This window comes from Catenovulum agarivorans YM01 (assembly GCF_000281085.1).
GTDB classification, from domain to species: domain Bacteria; phylum Pseudomonadota; class Gammaproteobacteria; order Enterobacterales; family Alteromonadaceae; genus Catenovulum; species Catenovulum agarivorans.
Genome location: NZ_JH767540.1, coordinates 31,760 through 50,877, shown reverse-complemented (window position 1 = coordinate 50,877; position 19,118 = coordinate 31,760). Strand labels below are relative to the sequence as shown.

Below are 19,118 nucleotides of genomic sequence, written 5' to 3'. Positions count from 1 at the left end.
TGGAACGCGCTAAAAATGAGCAAAAAATATTTTAATAAACTCGCGCTAACAACTGCAATTGCTGCTGCATTAACTTCGGTTTCAGCAACTGCAGGTGGGTTAGTTGGTAAAGTAACTGATGCAAATGGTTCACAGTTATACAAGGGAGCTAAAGTCAGCATAGCTGAGCTAGATTTGGTTACAACAACAGACCAGTCTGGTGTGTATCGTTTCGCCAATTTGCCAGCAGGCGAATATAAAGTGGTTGTTGAATATATAGGTGCAGGTAGCAGCGAAACAACTGTGACTGTTAACCAAACGGGTACGGTTGAACAAAACCTAACATTTTCGGAACAAGCTCAATTAGAAGATATAGTTGTCTACGCGCAGCGTGCTGGTCAAGCTGGTGCAATTAACGCGCAGAAAAATGCGGATAGCATTAAGTCGATAGTCTCTGCTGATGCCATTGGTCAATTCCCAGACCAAAACGTTTCTGAAGCTTTGCAACGTTTACCGGGTATGTTTATTGAGCGTGACCAAGGTGAAGGGCGTTTTGTTGGTATTCGTGGTATCGATCCTAACTTAAATAACGTGACTATTAATGGTTTAAACGTGCCGTCACCTGAGTCGGGTGTGCGTTCAGTTGCATTAGATGTGATCCCATCAAACTTAGTCGGTGGTTTAGAAGTTTCAAAATCTGTTACGCCGGATATGGACGCTGACGCTATTGGTGGTTCAATTGAAGTTAAAAGCCTAAGTGGTTTTGACCGCGCGCAACAAAGTATTACGTTTTCTGCGGAAATGGCGCAAAACCAATTGCGTGATAGCAAGAGCCCAAAAGTATCAGCAAGTTACACAGATATTTTTGATGATACTTTTGCCGTAGCTGCAGCACTTTCATATTCAGATCGCGAATTTGGCTCTGACAATATTGAAAGCAATGGCGATGATGAAATTGAACAAAGATTCTATTCAATTACCCGTGAGCGTTTAGGTGCAGCGGTTAACTTAGATTATCGCCCAGATTTTAATAACCAATATTTTGTTCGCAGCTTGTTTAGTGAATTTAGCGATGACGAATATCGCTTAAGCAATACTTTTGTATTTGACGACGAAGGTGAAATTGAGCGCGCAACCAAAGACAGAAAAGAAACGCAACAAATTATCAGCTTAACCGCAGGTGGTGAACACCAATTAGATAGCTTAACGGTGAACTACCAAGTGGGTTATTCAAAAGCTGAAGAAGAAAACCCGAATGCGTTGTATTACACAATTAAAGGTGAAGGTTTAACTTTTGATTCTGATATGCAAGGACAAATTCCGCAGATTAGCCAAGGCGCGGATGTTCATGATTTTGCGAATTATGAGTTAGATGAAGTATCAGACGAGTCAGATTTTGCTGAAGATGAAGAGACGAGTTTTAAATTAGATCTGACGAAAAAGTTACTAGTTGGTGACACAGCTTACGAATTTAAAACGGGTGTGAAATATCGCCAACGTGAAAAAAACACCCGAGCTATTATCGATATTTTTGACGACGGTTTTGATGCGTTTAACCCAACAGATTTTGCAACTGCAACACCTGATTGGTCGTTAGGCGATTTTGGCCCTGGTTTAAATAGACAAGCATTGCGCAACTTTACCAAACAAAATAAAGCAGGTTTTGAAAAAGTTGAGTTAGATTCACAAGCTGAAACAGAGGGTGCTTCATATACCATTAACGAGGACATTTTTGCCGCTTACGCTATGGCAAAATTTGATATTGGTCAGTTAAGTGTGGTTGCAGGTTTACGTTACGAACAAACTGAATTTTCAACTGCCGGAAATAGAGTTGAAGTTATTGAAGAAGTTGTTGTAGTAGATGGTGTTGATGAAGACGAAGAATATGTTGATACCCAAGCTTGGAACAGCGAGCAAGACTACAGTAAGTTACTACCGAGTGTTAACTTAAAATATCAATTTTCGGATAAGTTAATTGCCCGTGCTGCATATACACAAACTTTAGCTCGTCCTAAATTTGAAGATGTAGGCGCTTATCAAATTATTGAAAGTTCAACTGAAAGAAATGACGATGGTGAGTTTGAAACAGAGCGCGAAGCCGAAGCAGGCAACCCAAGCTTAAAACCATATTTCTCAGACAACTTTGACTTGTCACTTGAATATTACCCTGGCCACATTGGTGTGTTGTCGGCGGGTTATTTCCATAAATCTATCGACAACTTTGTTATTGTGGTTGACGTAGCTGGTACTAGCGAGTGGCAAGGTTACGATGAAGTATTCCAACCTATTAATGGTCAAAGCGCTAAGTTACACGGTGTTGAACTTGCATGGGTTAAAAGTTTTGATTCAGGTTTATTGTTAGCTGCCAATGCCACTTTGACCGATTCAGAAGCCACCACAATTATTGACGGTGAAGTATTTGAAACTCAATTACCTAACCAGTCAGACACTATTGCTAACTTCACGCTAGGTTTTGAAAACGACACTGTTAGTTTGCGTTTAACCAGCGTATACAAAAGCAAAAACCTAGAAGAAATTGATGACGGTATGTTGCGTTATGAAGATGCACACACCCAACTAGATTTCAGTGGTAAGTACTACATTAACCAACAAACGCATATTTACTTTAATGCAGTAAATATCAACGACGAGCCAATGTACCACTATTTTGATAACCGCAATCAAAATGCACAGTACGAAAGTTATGGCCGCACCTTCCAACTTGGCTTTAGCTGGGCGTCGTTCTAATGATTAAGTGGTTACTTTTAGCAGTAACTTGTTTGACAGCGCCAGTGGCGCTGTCAAATCAAGTATTTAAAGATGAAACTTGGTATCAGCAACATTTAATTACTGATCTTAAAGTTGACGAACAAGCGCTGAATTTTTTGGTGGTTGGTGATTGGGGGCGCAATGGCCACTTTCAACAAAAAGCCGTAGCTGAACAAATGGATAATTTAATGTATTGGTTAGACGGCGAGTTTATTTTGTCGACTGGCGATAACTTTTATCCAGATGGTGTGGCGAGCGTAAATGATCCCTATTTGAAGTCGTCGTACGAAGATATTTATTCCGGCCCTCATTTATTTGAGCCTTGGTATCTAGTTTTAGGTAACCACGATTACCGCGGTAATGTGCAAGCGCAAATTGACTATACCCGAGTCAGTCAGCGCTGGAATATGCCTGCTCGGTATTACAGCAAGCGTATGCAGCTGAATGATTCGAACGATACTTTGTTGTTGATATTTTTAGATACCAGCCCGTTTGAAGATAAATATCATACAGAAGACAAATATCTAACTGTGCGCTCGCAGAATAGTCAGCAACAACTTGATTGGTTTGAACAGCAACTGAAAGGCTCAGATGACAGATGGATTATTGTAATTGGTCATCACCCTATGTATTCCAGCGGCAAACGTTATGGCAAAACCGACTCGGTTAGACGCAAATTAGAGCCGTTAATGGAGAGGTATCAGGTAAATGCTTATTTCGCAGGCCATGAACATGATTTGCAACACAACCAACCACAAGGCACCACAGTCCACCATTTTATCTCGGGTGCTGGCTCTGCCGTGCGTCATGTTAAACCACGCGAATTTACTCAATTTGCCAAAGCAACCGCTGGGGTTACTGCAGTGTCGCTTAGACAAAACTCAATGTTAATTCAAATGGTTAGTGCTGAAGGTCAAGTTTTATATAACAAAGACATAGCACACCCAGTGACAAAATAATTATCAAACAGCAATTAGCCGAATGTTTGGCTAATTGCCCGCAAGAATTTAGTAAGAGTAATAACATGCAATATTTTAATCAGCTTGCCCACAATAAATTAGCTAAGGTTTCGATTGTTATCACAGCTGCTGTTTTCGCTTTAACAGCTTGTCAATCGGCTACGGAAACACCTACACATTCAGCTGTAAAGGCGTTAGCAAAAGCACCAGAGCAAATTTTTCATCACGACAAATTAAACGGCCAAAAGGTTATTCAGCTTAATCAAGAAACTTGGTTAGCCAACAGCGAAAACTTCGGGTTAATGTTAATTAATCAACAAGGCGAAATGGTACAAAATCATGCAGGTAACTTTGAGTCGTTAGATATTCGCCAATTAGATAAGAATACATGGTTTGTCAGCAGTGTAGATAAAGAAGCAGGCCAGTTTTTGTTGTTTAAAGTTGCACTAGCTGCCAACGCACAAGCACATAAAATTACTTTGTTAAATACTATTAAGCCTGAAACCAGCGTTATTGATAACCAATGTTTGGCTTATCATAATGGCCAGTTAACCAGTTTTTGGTTAACTGCTCAGCAGCAAGTTGAACAACGTATTGTTTATCTTAATCAGCCAAATGAACAAGCAAGCAATGTATTAGTGCGCAGCTTTTCTGCGCCTCCGGGCGCTGGCGCTTGTGTAGTCGACGATATTAAACAACAAGTTTATGTTGCAGAAGAAACTATAGGTGTGTGGGCGTATCCGACCAATCCTGAAAAAGAATTATCGCGCTCGCCAATTGCCTTAGTTGCACCATTTGGCCAAATTCACGGTGAAATTAAAGATATCAGTTTACTGCCAGATGGCAGCTTGTTAGTTGCGTTACCAGAAGCTGAACAAATTCAGCACTACCAGACTGATGGCAGCAAGCATTTAGCACAAGTATATTCAGTTGCTGGTTTCACAATTGAAAGTATAGATGCAAAACAAACTACGGATAATAACTGGCTAGCGGCTTTTTATGATGATGAATCGGGGGCATATTATTCGGCAGTATTGCCACTTACGGTTGCAGACAAAAGCATGGCTAAACAAGGTGCATCGCAGCTAACTGCTGATATGCAAACTGCACCTGTTGCACGTTTTGGTGATGCAGCGGACGATCCTGAAATTTGGTTAAACTCAAACAATAGTGCAGACAGCTTAATTCTAACGACAGATAAAAGATATGGTTTAAATGCTTACAACTTAGCAGGGGAGTTGGTTGAGACAATAGCATCTGGCCGTATTAACAATATTGATGTTAGCTACGGCGCTGAGTTTAACGGCGAAAATTTTGATTTTGCCACAGCCAGTAACCGTACTTACAACAGTATCACTGTCTATAAAATTACGCGCTCTGGCGATATTTCTGAGCTAGCGAATGTGCCAACCAGCCTGCCAGATGTATATGGTTTATGCCAATATCAGTCGCCGATAACGGGGGATTATTTTGTTTTTATTAATGACGAAAGTGGTGTTTATCATCAATACCAATTGGACTTTTCTGCTAGCCAAGTAACAGGCAAGTTAGTGCGTGAGTTTAAAGTGGAGAGCCAACCTGAAGGCTGTGTGGCTGATGCACAAACGCAAACTTTGTATCTAGGTGAAGAAGATTGGGGCATTTGGACTATAGGTGCTGAACCTGATGCTGGCACAAAATTAGAACCGTTTTATCAAGTAGATGGTGATGTGTTGGTGGATGATGTTGAAGGCCTGTCTTTGTATGCGCCAAATAATCGCTCGGAAAAATACTTAGTTGCTTCGAGCCAAGGTGATGATAGTTATGTGGTATTTGATTTAGCTAAAAATGCAAACCAAGGGCAAGTTGTAGCTAAGTTTAATATTGTCGCTGATGTGTTGAAGGGTATAGATGGTGCTTCGGAAACTGATGGTTTGGCTGTAATTGCTGCGCCATTGGGAGATTTATATCCATTCGGTGCTTTAGTTGTGCAAGATGGTCGCAATATTATGCCGGTGCAGCCGCAGAACTTTAAATTGGTTGATTGGCGTAAAATTAATGGTTTGATCTTAAAGCAGTAGGATGATCTCTAGCCAAGGATGGCATATTTCCTTCTATATATTGTCCCCAACTTCCAAATACAAAATCTGATATTTTGATCGCTGCTGGTTCATGATTTGTGTGAGAGCACTTCGAGTTTGTGCCAGAGAATACCGAAGGTAAATGGGGTATTCCTCACAAAAGCGCTTCAAGGCCGTCCGTGGCTCGCTCGCACAAGATGTCCCTATCTTGTGAAGTTTTGTTCGGAGCACACCCATCCACCTTCTTCAACACTTGTATTGTTGCTTGGGGTTGATTTGCATAAAAGGCGCTTGGAGTTTGTGCCAGAGAATACCGAAGTTAAATGGGGCATTCCTCACAAAGCGCTTCAAGGCCGTCCTTGGCTCGCTCGCGCAAGATGTCCCTATCTTGTGAAGTTTTGTTCGGAGCACGCCCATTCACCTTCTTCAACACTTGTATTGCTGCTTGTGCGGAGCTTGCGCAAAGCAGCTTGAAAGTTGGAGACAATGAATCAACTTCCAAACACCCAATCCGACATTTTTATTGCGGCTTTTAGGACAAAGTTTGCACAGCAATTCCGTTGGCGAGGACTGAGGGTGGGTTGTCCAAAACAGAACCTGCTTTTCATGGATGAAAAGCCGGAGCGCACAAGGACGTGTTTACAGCGTTTCTGGTTTGGACAACCCATCCTCAGGCCGACAATAGCGCACCGGACGAGCAGCGCTTTCGGTATATTGGTCAAGATGCTTGCCGACTACCATACAAACATCGAAAGCGAGACCTTTCAAATTTCCGATTAACCCAACCTAGTTAATCAATTGGCAACAAATTGATCTCTAAACTATAACTATACGTAAGCTTTTGGCATGCACAGTGCCACTTTAAGAAACAAAAAACGGAGAGCTAAATATGTCAGCAAGTAAATGTCCATTTCACCAAACAGCCGGTGGCGGTACTACAAACCAAGACTGGTGGCCAAACCGATTAAAGTTAGAAATTCTTCACCAACAATCTGCTAAATCCAACCCAATGGAAAGTGATTTTAATTACGCACAAGCATTTAATGCCATTAACTATGAAGCACTAAAAAAAGATTTAACTGATTTAATGACCGACTCGCAAGACTGGTGGCCAGCCGACTTTGGTCACTACGGTGGTTTTTTCATTCGTATGGCGTGGCACAGTGCGGGTACGTATCGTATTGGTGATGGCCGCGGTGGTGCTGGCTCTGGTAGTCAAAGATTCGCGCCGTTAAATAGCTGGCCGGATAATGGTAACTTAGATAAAGCTCGCCGTTTATTGTGGCCAATTAAACAAAAATATGGTGATGCAATTTCTTGGGCTGACTTAATGATTTTAACCGGTAATGTTGCATTGGAATCTATGGGCTTTAAAACCTTCGGTTTTGCCGGTGGCCGCGAAGATATTTGGGAGCCTGAGTTAGATATTTATTGGGGTAACGAAACTGAATGGTTAACTGACAAACGTTACTCTGGTGAGCGCGATCTTGAAAACCCTTTAGCTGCGGTGTTAATGGGCTTGATATACGTAAACCCAGAAGGACCAGATGGTAACCCAGACCCAATTTTAGCAGCCGCGGATATTCGTGAAACTTTTGCGCGTATGGCAATGAACGATGAAGAAACGGTTGCGTTAATTGCAGGCGGGCACACTTTTGGTAAAGCGCATGGTGCGGGTGATGCTGCACACGTTGGTGTTGAACCAGAAGGTGCAAGTATTGAAGAGCAAGGTTTTGGTTGGACGAGTACATATAAGTCAGGCAAAGGCGCTGATGCGATTACCAGTGGTTTAGAAGTGACTTGGACTGAAACACCAACACAGTGGAGCAACAACTTTTTCGAAAACTTGTTTAACTACGAGTGGGAATTAACAAAAAGCCCTGCTGGTGCACACCAATGGGTAGCAAAAGATGCAGCAGATACAATTCCTGATGCATTTGACGCAGGTAAAAAACAAAAGCCGACTATGTTAACGACTGACTTGTCGTTGCGTTTTGACCCTGCGTACGAAAAAATCTCGCGTCGTTTTTTACAAAATCCAGACGAGTTTGCCGATGCATTTGCTCGTGCTTGGTTTAAATTAACTCACAGAGATATGGGACCAAAAGTACGTTATTTAGGCCCTGAAGTACCAGCGGAAGATTTGGCATGGCAAGACCCATTACCAGCAGCTAAATATGCGCCTTTATCTGAGCAAGCTGTTGCTGAGTTAAAAGCCAAAATTGCAGCAAGCGGTTTGTCGGTTGGCGAATTGGTTGCAACCGCATGGTCGAGCGCTTCAACTTTCCGTGGCTCAGATATGCGCGGTGGAGCGAATGGGGCGCGTGTACGTTTAGCGCCACAAAAAGACTGGCAAGCGAATAACCCGCAGCGATTAGCTAAAGTATTGGCTGCATTGGAGCAAATTCAAACTGAATTTAATCAAGCGCAATCGGGTAATAATGGTGTGTCATTAGCTGATGTTATTGTATTGGCCGGCAACGTAGGGGTTGAGCAAGCAGCAAGTGCCGCTGGGCAATCCGTTTCTGTACCATTTACGCCTGGCAGAGTAGATGCTGACCAATCGCAAACAGATGTAGAATCTTTTGCCGCGCTTGAGCCGAAAGCAGATGGTTTCGTTAACTACTTGAAGCAACAATACGCAGTGCCAGCGGAGCATATTTTAGTCGACCGCGCTCAGTTATTAACTTTAACAGCGCCAGAAATGACAGCTTTAGTCGGTGGTTTGCGTGTATTAGGTACAAATAGTAATGGAAGTAGCCACGGTGTATTCACCGACAATGTAGGCAGTTTAACCAATGACTTTTTTGTCAACTTGTTGGATATGAGTACTGAGTGGAAACCAACTTCAAAAGATGCTCAAACTTTTGAAGGTAAAGACCGTAAAACCGGTGCAGTTAAATGGACTGGTACCAGAGTAGACTTAGTGTTTGGTTCAAACTCACAATTACGAGCAATTGCTGAAGTTTACGCATCAGCAGGCAACCAAGCTAAGTTTGTAAATGATTTTGTAAAAGCTTGGACAAAAGTAATGAACGCAGATAGATTTGATGTAGCATAATCAAATATTTCTTTGAAACGTTCGAGTTAAAACAGCGCCATCGGCGCTGTTTTTGTTTTAATTACAATAGATTAAGTATCAATTGATATTTGATTTTTAATCAATGTCAGTGTAGTTTCGGCATTTAAACTTTGGATAAAGCCGATCATGGAAATTACTCTTAGATCAATCGGATTATGCGGTATCATTTTATTTGGCTTGCTGCTGTTATTGACCTTTAGCTCTGCTAAACACATAGAAAAGTCGGCTAGAGGATTTGTAAAGTATCAAATTGAGCTGGAACTCCGACAGCAACAAAAGGAGGTGACATCTTCGGCAACAGCTAAGATGGCTGTTAAATTTGGTGAAAAACTGAGTGTTGAATCAGCGAAAATTGAGCGGGATCTTGCTGCACAACTTCCTGAAAAAATAGCAAATGTGTTAGCAAAAATGTGTGGCTACGACTGCGAACGTAAAAAGATGCTCGCAAATTCAATTACCTCCAGCTATTTTGACCGGCTCAAAAATATCCGCGTAGCACAAGACACTTTGGGTGATATTGTTAAGGGCAAATACCTAGAAATTGTAGCTAACTTAAAATTTGATTTACGGATTTTTCTTACATCCAACTTGGCTATGTTCAGTATCCTGTTAATAATATCGTTTACTCGGCGACAAGCTATTGCCCATCTATTTTTACCGGCTGTGTTGTTATTAGTGGCAACAATTGTGGCTTCGTCTATCTATATTTTTGGTCAAGATTGGTTTTATAGCATTTTATACAATGATTATATGGGCTTTGGGTATTTGCTTTATTTGGCTGCAATTTTTTCGCTACTTGTAGACATAGTTTTCAATCGAGCTAGGGCGACAACGGAAACAATAAACGCCATTTTAAATGCTATTGGCTCTAGTTTGTCTCTGTTGCCTTGTTAACTACGCCAAACATTTTTCTCAAAAATAATACAAAGGACTGCAATGATTGAATCAGTTTCACCGCAAAACTTAATTGAAGTATTACCACTTATTCGTGCTTATCAAAACTTTTATAAAGTAGCGAATATATCCGATAAAAATAACGCTGAGTTTTTTGCTCAATTCGGTGAGGGTAGCCCAGCAGGTTGCCAATTTATTTATAGAGTAGACAACAAAGCCGTTGCGTTTGCGACTGTGTATTTTTCTTTCACTTCAACCATAACGGCCAAAGTAGCTGTACTAAACGATTTATATACTGATCCAGAGTATCGTGGCAGAGGCATTGCCAAACAGCTTATTGAACACTGCCGTGAATATGCAAAACAAGCTGGGGCCGCAAGGCTACAATGGGTGACTGCGCCGGATAATACCCAAGCACAAAAGCTTTATGATAAATTAGCCGCAAGCAAAAGCACTTGGCATTTTTATGCATACAATACTTAATAACAAAATACGGACTTTAGCTGAATGAAAAAACGCTTAATATTACTGATTGGTTTAGTTACCACAGGCAATGCCTTTGCTGATATGCAGGCTGAAATCGATCACCTATTAAATTATGTTGCGAATACCAATTGTCAGTACGAACGTAACGGCACTATGCACAAAGGCGAAGAGGCCGTTGCTCATATCAAAAAGAAATATGACTACTTTATTGATGATATTGAAAGCACCGAAGATTTTATTAAATACTCAGCCACTAAAAGCAAAATGTCCGGTAAGTATTATTTGATTCATTGTCCTGAACAAACGCCGATTAAAAGTAAATATTGGTTATTGGCAGAGTTAGCTAAGTATAGGAAAGAATAGGCTAAGTTTATTTTTATGACCAATTATCGAGTCCGTATTAAACGCAAAGTCTTAATTAAATACTGGCTGATGTTTTCGGCTTGCGTTTTACTTATTTCCAGCGTGATTTATTGGTTGCTTCAATTTGAACACAAAAGTGATGTGTTTTATGAAGTTGAGCGAAACACGCTGGTGTTCAAAGGAAATTATACGTACGGAAAGGCCCGAGCTCGTTTTGGTGAATTTGAGCTACCTTCTGGTAAGTTAGTGCGTGCTCGCAGTATATCTGATCTTCTTCTATTTGAAGGGAGGTTGTACTGTGTTGTAACGTTGGCGCATGCGAGGAAAAAGCCTCAGTATTTAGTGTATGCAAAAGAGTACTGTGAAGCTAAGTTTAGGAAATGATTTTTTGTTAAGTTGAAAATTCTTGATAACAATCAATTACAAAATGAACATACCACAATGTGATTGGCCATCATATTATTGAGCTATAACAAAGGCTCAAAATAATAAGGAATTCTTTTGGCTAAACTCAAATCACTTTTTTTATTCGTTCCAATTTGGCTACTTATAAACCTTGTTGGGTGTCAATCTGATAGTGAGGTTGGCTTAACGGAAGAAGATCCTATTGAAACCTGTACTGGTTTTTTCGCTCCAGGGATTAACGTTTTTGTTTACGATTCGTTAGATGAGTCGATTATCATCGAAAATGCGACGGTCTTGGTCATCTCTGAGAATGAAACGGACAGCGTGGCGGAATATGCGCAGTTTATTCCAGAAGATGATGGTCTTTCAAATTCACTGACAGGTGCTTACTACACAACTTTGTCTCTCAACGCATCCGAATTCTTAATTAATTTGGAAGTGACAGCAGAAGGCTATGATTCGTTTGTCACTAAGAATATTGAGTTTAAATTAAACACCGGATGCGGAGCAGATAATGGGGTGCTTTACTCTGTTTATCTGTGCCCTGAGAGTTCTAATTGTTTGTAGGGTAGCCTTTGCTACCCTATTCTACAAAACACGGTAAGTTGACCTCTTAATGCACTTGCTCAACTTGTTGTAACTCTTGTTCCAACGCCGCTTGTTCATGGCCTCTTGGTTTGTGGAATTTAGCTGTGGCTAAATACACAACAGGCGTTAAATACAAAGTAAATAACGCAGCTAAACCTAAACCACCAAACATTACCCAACCAATGGCGCTACGCGCTTCTGCACCTGCACCCGCGCTTAAAATAAGCGGTAAACCACCCAGTATGGTTGAAACCATAGTCAGGGCAATGGGTCGTAAACGCACATTGGCGGCTTGTTCAATCGCTTGGCGTATATCTAAACCTTTATCGCGTAATTGGTCGGCAAACTCTACAATCAAAATGCCATTTTTGGCCATTAAACCAATCAACATTACTAAACCAATTTGCGAATAAATATTCACACTGGTATCGGTTAACCATAAAGCGTAGATTGCTGCGGCTAAACCAAAAGGTACTACAGTCATTACATTTATAGCGCTGGCGATACCTTCAAACTGCGCACACAACACCAAAAATACCACTAACAAAGCAATTGCATAAGTAAAGGCTACTTCGTTGGAGGTTTCTTCTAGTGTTTGTGCTTCGCCTAAAAATATCATGTGCACATCGTCAGGTAACACTTGTTTGGCAATATCCTGCATTTCTTGCATCGCATCAGCTAGTGGATAACCTTCAGCAACGTTTGCTTTAATTTCGATAGCGCGGCGCTGCGCGTGGCGATCTAATTCCGCAGCAACACTATTTTCTTTCATAGTCACAACACTTGAAAGTGGTAACTGACGACCGGAAGCGCTTGAAACATACAAGTTGGCTAAATCTTGTGGTGATGAAACTCGTGTTGATGAAGTTTCTAACATAATTGGTATTGATTCATCGGCAATGCTTAAATCCACCAAATCCCAGCCATCTACTACTGCGCGTAAGGTATTGGCAATTTCATTCAGCGATATCCCTAAATCAGCGGCGCGGCGTCTGTCTATTTCTAACGACAATTGTGGTTGGGTAGGGCGATAAGAAATATCCGGTTGGCTAATGTGGCTACTTTGTTCATTAATTGCATCTGCCATAGCTAAAGACGCCGCATAAATGTCGTTATAGTCATTGCCTAATAACGCCACTTCAATGCCACCCACATTGCCACGAATCGCTAAACTATTTGGGCTGCCAACACGTACACGTGCGCCGGGTATTTGACTTACTTGTTGGGTAATTTCCGCCATAACCGTTTGTTGGCTAACGGTTCTTTGTTCCCAGGGTACAAACGGCAGCATCACTTGTGCACGGTTAGGATCGTAACGCCCCACGGTTGTGAACATATCGGTAATTATGCCTTGCTGAATGTACGGCTCTGCTATGGCCTCAATTTGTTCTGCTTGGCGGGCGATATAATTTAAACCCACACCATCAGGGCCGGTTGCATCTACATACAAGACGCCACGGTCTTCACTTGGCAATAGCTCATTAGCCAGTTTTGGATAAACCCACCCAGCGGCAATGGCTGAAGCTAACGCGAGTAAGAAAAACCAAATAGCGTGATTTAATACAAAGTGAATTGAGCGCCCGTATAAACCTGCCAAAGCTAGGCCACAACGCGCAAGTAAATTTGGCTGCGCCGATTTTTTCGCTTTTACCAATGGGAAACGCGCCGCCATTGCAGGCACTATGGATAAAGCAACAAAAGACGAAATAATGACCGCACAAGCTAAAACAAAACCAAATTCACGGAACATTTTACCGGCAGAGCCCGGAATCAAAGCAATCGGCACAAATACACTGACTAACACAGCTGTGGTTGCGATAACTGCAAATATTACTTGGCGTGTACCTAACACTGCCGCGGCTCTAGGTTTTAACCCTTGTAAACTTAAACGTTGAATATTTTCTAATACAACTATCGCATCATCTACCACCAAACCTGTGGCTAAAACAATGGCTAATAAAGTTGTGATATTAATAGAAAAGCCCATTAACCAGATGCCCGCCAAAGTGCCAATTAGTGCTAATGGAATTGCGGTACTTGGGATCAGCGTCGCACGCAAACTACCTAAAAATAGCCACAAAGAGGCGACTACTATAGTTATAGTTAAGGCTAAGCTGGTTAGAACTTCGCTGACTGAACTTTTAATAAAAACTGCATTATCCGAGGTAATGGTCAGTTCAATATCGTCAAACTTATTGTTGAGCCGTTCAACTACTTGGTTTACACGGTCGGATATTTCAATAGTATTGGAATGAGCCTGACGAATAACCCCTAAACCTATAACAGGATTTTTATTTAAGTAAACCAGCGAGTCGACATCTTCAGGGCCAAAATACACTTGTGCAACATCACCAATACGCGTAGTGCCTTTGATGATGATATTTTTAACTTGTTCTTCAGTTACTGTGGTTGCATTGGCGCGCACTAACAATTCTTGGTCTTGCGCACGAAAACTTCCAGTTGGTACATCTAGTGGTGCATCGCGCAATACATCGGCTAAATCATTTACCGTTAATCCAAAACTGGCTAAACGCAAAGGGTTCAATACCACATGCAATACACGTTTTCTATCGCCAAATAATGGCACATCGGCAACACCATTTATGCCAATAATTTCTGGCACTATGTCTTTTTCAATAATGCGGGTGAGTTCTTCTTGTTTTAAATGCTGGCTGGTAATGGCGATATTGATAATAGGCCGCGCATCGTCTTGTGCTTTCACTACACTGATGCGCTCAACATTGTCGGGTAATTCGCGCTGAACTTGGTTAACTGCCTCACGTACATCTGATGCTGCAGTCATTAAATCGGTTTCTGAAGTGAATTCTGCGTGAATGCGAAAGTTATTTTCTTCACTAGATGAGCGAATATTTTTGATGCCCGACACTCGCGCCATCGCACCTTCAATAATAGCGGTGACTTCGGCATCCATAGTTTCAGGTGTAGCACCGGGCAAAACACCGCGCACCGAAACAATTGGGCGGTCGACATCCGGTAATTCACGTACTTCCACATACGAGAGTGCGGCTAAACCTGCCAGCGCAATTAATAAGTTAATAACTAAAATTAGAAAAGGGCGGCGAACGCTTAACGAGGCTAAATCGTCTTTAATAAATTCACTCATTGCCTAATAACCTTTGTTGAACTTGCGCGGTTACATCGGTAATTTTTTTACCTTCACGCATACGTTGAATGCCTTCTTTAACCACTATGCTGCCGCTAGGTAATTCACCTTCAACTAAAATTTCACCCTTAAGCCTTTGTACTACCACAACAGGCAAACGTGTGGCGTGTTCATCAACAATTTGCCAAACGTAAGCGCCATCTCCACCCCATTGCAAAGCAGTTTCTGGCACCAGTGGATATTCACCACCAATTAAACTCAGCATAACTTTAAAACTCATGCCCGGGCGGTATTTGTCTAGCGGGTTGTCTAACTTAGCTTGAACAGTAAAGGTGCGGCTTTGTGGGTCTACGCGGCTATCAATATCCACTACATTTGCTTGTTCAATTTGGCTGGCATTTTGCCAAGGCGCTACAGCAATTTTTTGTCCGACGGCTATCTGTGGATAATAAGCTTCGGCGACCTCAAACATTATTAGCAATGCACTTCTATCGTCTAAGCTGACAATAGGTGTTTGTGTATCTATATATGCGCCGGGGTCTAGCTGAGTAATGCCTACATGGCCGGTAAAAGGGGCTTTTATTTGATGATAATCCAATAAAACTTTAGCGCGGTTTTGCGCAACTTGTGCGCTGGCAAGCTCGGTATTTGCTTCATCTAAAATAGATTGAGTAACACCACCACTGCTAATGGCTGAGTGATATCTATCGTAAGTTCGTTTTGCATCATCTAAGGTGATTTGTGCTTGTTTTAGCAATAAACTCTGTTCGCTAGAGTCTAACTGTACTAAGGTTTTACCCGCCGTTACTTTGCTGCCAGCTTGCACATTAATCGAGTCGATAATGCCGCTAATTCTTGGATACAAAACAACTGATTTTAATGCCCTTGAGGTGCCAACTGCGGTTATGTCGACCGATTGCTGCTGCCACCTAACCGCTTGAGTTAACACAGGTTCAGCGTTAATACTTTTGCTTTTAGCTGCTGGTGTTTCTTCTGATTGGCAGGCAGATAACAACAAAACTAGGCAAGATAACCAACAGAAAGGGTGGATGAGTTTAGACTTTAAAATAGACATAACAAGGGCCTAAATAGACAAATAAAATCAAGATGTTTGCCTGCCACTATATGCTATTCACTCAGCAACTTTAATCCCCTTAAGTGTAAAAATCCTGTAAAGCTAGTTGCTTTTGTTTCGATGTTCGTTTGCGTAATGGGTCAATTCGTTTTTAGATGAATGAAGATTCTAGTACATATAGTTGGGAGCTGAGATTGACTTTAATTTTAAATACTCTAAGTTTTTGAAATTAATTATTTTATGAGTCATTGAACGATCCTTGAGTAATTCTGCAAGTTTGAATTATTATTAACAAATTTCAAGGTATTAATGGGAGCTAATGTGTTTTGCACAAATTGTGATAAGGAAGATAAAACCTTAAATCTCGACAATGCTATTTGTAAAGAGTGTGGCTTTGATAATTCGTATGTTTATGGGCTTGTTTCAGCGGAAGACGGCGATAAAGAGGATGATTTTGAAGACGAATTTCAGACGGCTTTAGCATGTGCTCAACGATGCGTTGTGTTATTTGGCGTTGTGTCAGCAGGTCATGGTGAAGATAGAGCAGAAATTGTAGATTGGCTTAAAAATCAAGATCTATGGAGGGTTGTATCTGCCGAAGAGAAGGTGTTGCTTGAGACTGCAAGCCCTACAGAACAACAGAAGGTCAATGCAACCTGGAGGGTTGAAGCTCTTTATCTCCTGCTATGGGCGCTCCAAAAAATACCTTCAGTATCGAATTTCATTGAGCTGTGTGACGTACAAAAAATTAAATCGGTTTGCAGCTTTTACTTAAAAAGCACGAGGGAATTCCTTGAATCGTCAGAGCTTCGTTCTGAAGATGAAATATATGATGTCAATGAGTTGATCTATCAAGCCCATTGGGAAATTCGAGACGCGCAAATAAATAGCCGGCCACTCCCTGATGCGATTATTCCGGGCTTGGTACAAGAAAGGCATTATGCAATAAATTGGTTAATGGGTTACTGCGGACAGGAATGGGATGAAATTACAACGGATACTTAATATGACGTGCCAGGAACACATACTTCGTCGAAAACTCTCCGTTTCAGCGCTTGCAGATGAATCGCCTCAGGCGGTGTTAGCTCTCAGAGGTGCCCTATGAATAAACGTCCAAAAATAGGAGATATAATTGAGATTCCACTGTCTGGTACTGGGTATGGATACGCTCAATATACACATAAGCACAAACAATATGGTGCTTTATTGCGAGTGTTTCAAGTTCAAGAAAAAGTCAGAAATGTTAGTGAGTTGTCCACATTCGAGTTGCAATTTACAACGTTTTTTCCGCTTGGTGCTGCTGTGAATCGAGGAATCGTAAATATTGTTGGTAATTTACCAATCAAAGACGAATTTAAAACGTTTCCAACTTTTCGTGCTGGTGTCGCGAATCAATCAGGAGTAGTAGAGGTATGGTGGTTATGGGATGGAGAAAATGACGAGCGAATTGGTAAGCTATCACCTGAACAAATGAAGTACCCAATTCGCGGAGTTATTAACGATACTCTGCTAATAGAGCGTATCCGCTCAGGTGGTAGTGATAGATCCTACTAATCGACTAAGGTAATTGATAAGTTACCAACTCTTTGAGTTCGTCGTGTTCATAGAAAATATAATCGTTAAGTACAGCGCGCTTCCACAGGATTCTACGGCCTTCTGGCGATAGATTCGCTTCATCACACAAATTCTCAAATTTGTGGTTGATCGTTTTAATTTGGTTTTCAATGATCTTAAGTGCATCTTTAGGTGAAACGTGGAAAGTCGGGGCGGCAAGTAGGCAGTTTTTGATTGTAGATTTATTTGAACCTTTGTGAATGATCATTCCATGTCCAGCTTCGCCACCTGTGCGGTTTTGTGGGCAGATGTCATAAGCAGGCGTTAGCAATAGTTGCTCCCCGTCAACGAAAAACGCATGGTTTCTTGCATGATCATCCGTATTGCCAATCAATACGTTAAAAACAACTCGTTTGTATAACTCTGTAGCGTCTTCACTGAATGATTTACATAAACGTTGCATTTTCTCAACTATTTCAGGGTAGCTTGAGTAGTGAGCAATGCTCTCATCCAGTTGTAGAACGGTTAATCCTGAAATCATAGACTGGCGATACCAGTTGTTACCTGCTACTTTTTCGCGATCGAAGCGTTTTACCAGCAAGGCATCTTTCCCAGTTGTATGGACAAGTTTTACTTCTGCTGCATTGATACCACACAGCGTTGCCAATTTCATAGCTATGTACTCAGACTTAACGATATCGTATGTGTCTGTGGATGTGGAGAACTTGGCGATATATTTGGCGTCATTGTCGATGATCATGGCCTTTGGTCTTGCTCCACCCAAAGCGGTTCCATGTAATAGAGCTTTGTCTAATTCAATGGGTAACTTTTGACCAGCTGCAATGATATCCGCAGCGCTCTGCAATTCAGCAAGAGTGGCTTGCTCGACGTCTCTTGCTTCATATTGGGTTGGTGATGACTGGAAATCTATAGAGCCAATACGGTCTGATGAGGAATTCATCATATAGGTCATTTCATCTAAAAACTGATCAGGGTCTAGTTCTAGTTTACTGTGAATAACACGGCGCCCCCAAGCGTCTGGAGCAGCATCGCGAATAGATGAAAAATTTATCAACCCGATATTGCCAGCAAACATTTGTTCTCCAATTAACGGCAATTCTTCGGCATAGATTGGCTCTTTATCGTTGCGTTGCAGGTATGAATTACCGTAGCGAAAGCTCATTTCACCGTTGTTATCAATTCGGATGATTCCTGCCACCACAGGTTCCGTTTTCCCTTTGAGCCATTTCCATACATAGCAAGTGTTGTTAGAAGTCATTGTCTAAAACCTCTTTCTTATTCCTGATTCGTTTTGGAAGTAAAGAGTCTATTTTGTCAGAGCTTCGTTTGCTTACTTCGAGTCTAGATGGCTCTTGGTTGAATAGATTTACCCCTAAAATGCGTGAAGCTTCAAAGTAGTACCCTATGTTTGCGGTTGGGTCGCCTTTTAGTATTTTGTCCACGGTCGTGCGTGAAACACCTAGTTTGTCGGTGAGTTCAACAACTGTCATATTTCTATTTTTACGTGCAATCTTCAATAAGTTTGCATAGTGCTCAAGCGCATACAATGTTTGCTTGCTAAAGTTATATTTAACTTTGCTCATTATGAAACCAATAGCTCTTTATGATTGTACAAACTATAGGCTAGATAACTCAGTAAATCAATTTAATGCACAATAAAACAGACGGTAACTGTGTTAGCGTCTGTTTTAATGTTCATTGTTGTTCTTTTCTGTTCTGGAGATGGAGGGGCAATCTGCTTTAGTGACTAATTTTTACA

General features: G+C 41.4%; 16 protein-coding genes. 12 read left to right on the top strand and 4 right to left on the bottom strand.

Features of this window, described 5'->3' with window-relative positions:
• The first annotated feature begins 15 nt into the window (after positions 1 to 15).
• The 10 genes from WSC_RS0119770 to WSC_RS0119725 all read left to right on the top strand — a co-directional run bounded on the left by WSC_RS0119770 (position 16) and on the right by WSC_RS0119725 (position 11,564).
• Positions 16 to 2,727, top strand: coding sequence for a TonB-dependent receptor (locus WSC_RS0119770; RefSeq protein WP_016957694.1), 2,712 nt, complete (start codon positions 16 to 18; stop codon positions 2,725 to 2,727).
• Positions 2,727 to 3,707: a purple acid phosphatase family protein gene (locus WSC_RS0119765; RefSeq protein ID WP_016957693.1), complete on the top strand. Its 981-nt coding sequence runs from the start codon at positions 2,727 to 2,729 to the stop codon at positions 3,705 to 3,707. Before WSC_RS0119770 ends, WSC_RS0119765 begins: the two co-directional genes overlap by 1 nt.
• A gap of 65 nt (positions 3,708 to 3,772) precedes the next feature.
• Positions 3,773 to 5,767: a phytase gene (locus WSC_RS23510; RefSeq protein WP_016957692.1), complete on the top strand. Its 1,995-nt coding sequence runs from the start codon at positions 3,773 to 3,775 to the stop codon at positions 5,765 to 5,767.
• A 486-nt stretch (positions 5,768 to 6,253) separates the two neighbouring features.
• On the top strand, positions 6,254 to 6,547 hold the full coding sequence (locus WSC_RS0119755; RefSeq protein ID WP_016957691.1) for a hypothetical protein: 294 nt from the start codon (positions 6,254 to 6,256) through the stop codon (positions 6,545 to 6,547).
• Positions 6,548 to 6,656: 109 nt separating this feature from the next.
• A complete protein-coding gene (gene katG, locus WSC_RS0119750; RefSeq protein ID WP_016957690.1) occupies positions 6,657 to 8,828 on the top strand; it encodes a catalase/peroxidase HPI in 2,172 nt (723 codons plus the stop codon).
• 147 nt (positions 8,829 to 8,975) lie between these two features.
• Complete coding sequence (locus tag WSC_RS0119745) at positions 8,976 to 9,743, top strand: hypothetical protein (protein WP_016957689.1); 768 nt, start codon at positions 8,976 to 8,978, stop codon at positions 9,741 to 9,743.
• Between the two features lie 42 nt (positions 9,744 to 9,785).
• Entirely contained in the window at positions 9,786 to 10,226 is a 441-nt protein-coding gene (locus WSC_RS0119740; protein WP_016957688.1) for a GNAT family N-acetyltransferase, read from the top strand.
• A gap of 24 nt (positions 10,227 to 10,250) precedes the next feature.
• Positions 10,251 to 10,592 (top strand): DUF5329 family protein, encoded by a 342-nt coding sequence (locus tag WSC_RS0119735; protein WP_016957687.1) that lies wholly within the window; start codon positions 10,251 to 10,253, stop codon positions 10,590 to 10,592.
• A gap of 15 nt (positions 10,593 to 10,607) precedes the next feature.
• On the top strand, positions 10,608 to 10,976 hold the full coding sequence (locus WSC_RS0119730) for a hypothetical protein (protein ID WP_016957686.1): 369 nt from the start codon (positions 10,608 to 10,610) through the stop codon (positions 10,974 to 10,976).
• Positions 10,977 to 11,093: 117 nt separating this feature from the next.
• Entirely contained in the window at positions 11,094 to 11,564 is a 471-nt protein-coding gene (locus tag WSC_RS0119725; protein WP_016957685.1) for a hypothetical protein, read from the top strand.
• A gap of 46 nt (positions 11,565 to 11,610) precedes the next feature.
• Here the strand turns inward: WSC_RS0119725 and WSC_RS0119720 are convergent, their stop codons facing one another.
• Both WSC_RS0119720 and WSC_RS0119715 read right to left on the bottom strand, forming a co-directional pair.
• On the bottom strand, positions 11,611 to 14,709 hold the full coding sequence (locus tag WSC_RS0119720; RefSeq protein WP_016957684.1) for an efflux RND transporter permease subunit: 3,099 nt from the start codon (positions 14,707 to 14,709) through the stop codon (positions 11,611 to 11,613).
• Positions 14,702 to 15,784: an efflux RND transporter periplasmic adaptor subunit gene (locus WSC_RS0119715; RefSeq protein ID WP_016957683.1), complete on the bottom strand. Its 1,083-nt coding sequence runs from the start codon at positions 15,782 to 15,784 to the stop codon at positions 14,702 to 14,704. Before WSC_RS0119715 ends, WSC_RS0119720 begins: the two co-directional genes overlap by 8 nt.
• A 309-nt stretch (positions 15,785 to 16,093) precedes the next feature.
• On the opposite strand from WSC_RS0119715, the gene WSC_RS24480 reads away from it, so the two are divergent.
• Both WSC_RS24480 and WSC_RS0119705 read left to right on the top strand, forming a co-directional pair.
• Positions 16,094 to 16,789, top strand: coding sequence for a DUF4272 domain-containing protein (locus tag WSC_RS24480; RefSeq protein WP_016957682.1), 696 nt, complete (start codon positions 16,094 to 16,096; stop codon positions 16,787 to 16,789).
• A 96-nt stretch (positions 16,790 to 16,885) separates the two neighbouring features.
• A complete protein-coding gene (locus tag WSC_RS0119705) occupies positions 16,886 to 17,338 on the top strand; it encodes a hypothetical protein (RefSeq protein ID WP_016957681.1) in 453 nt (150 codons plus the stop codon).
• A gap of 4 nt (positions 17,339 to 17,342) precedes the next feature.
• On the opposite strand, the gene WSC_RS0119700 is transcribed toward WSC_RS0119705, so the two are convergent.
• Together WSC_RS0119700 and WSC_RS0119695 are read right to left on the bottom strand one after the other, a co-directional pair.
• Positions 17,343 to 18,617, bottom strand: coding sequence for a type II toxin-antitoxin system HipA family toxin (locus WSC_RS0119700; protein ID WP_016957680.1), 1,275 nt, complete (start codon positions 18,615 to 18,617; stop codon positions 17,343 to 17,345).
• Positions 18,607 to 18,942: a helix-turn-helix transcriptional regulator gene (locus WSC_RS0119695; protein ID WP_016957679.1), complete on the bottom strand. Its 336-nt coding sequence runs from the start codon at positions 18,940 to 18,942 to the stop codon at positions 18,607 to 18,609. Before WSC_RS0119695 ends, WSC_RS0119700 begins: the two co-directional genes overlap by 11 nt.
• Positions 18,943 to 19,118 lie beyond the last annotated feature (176 nt).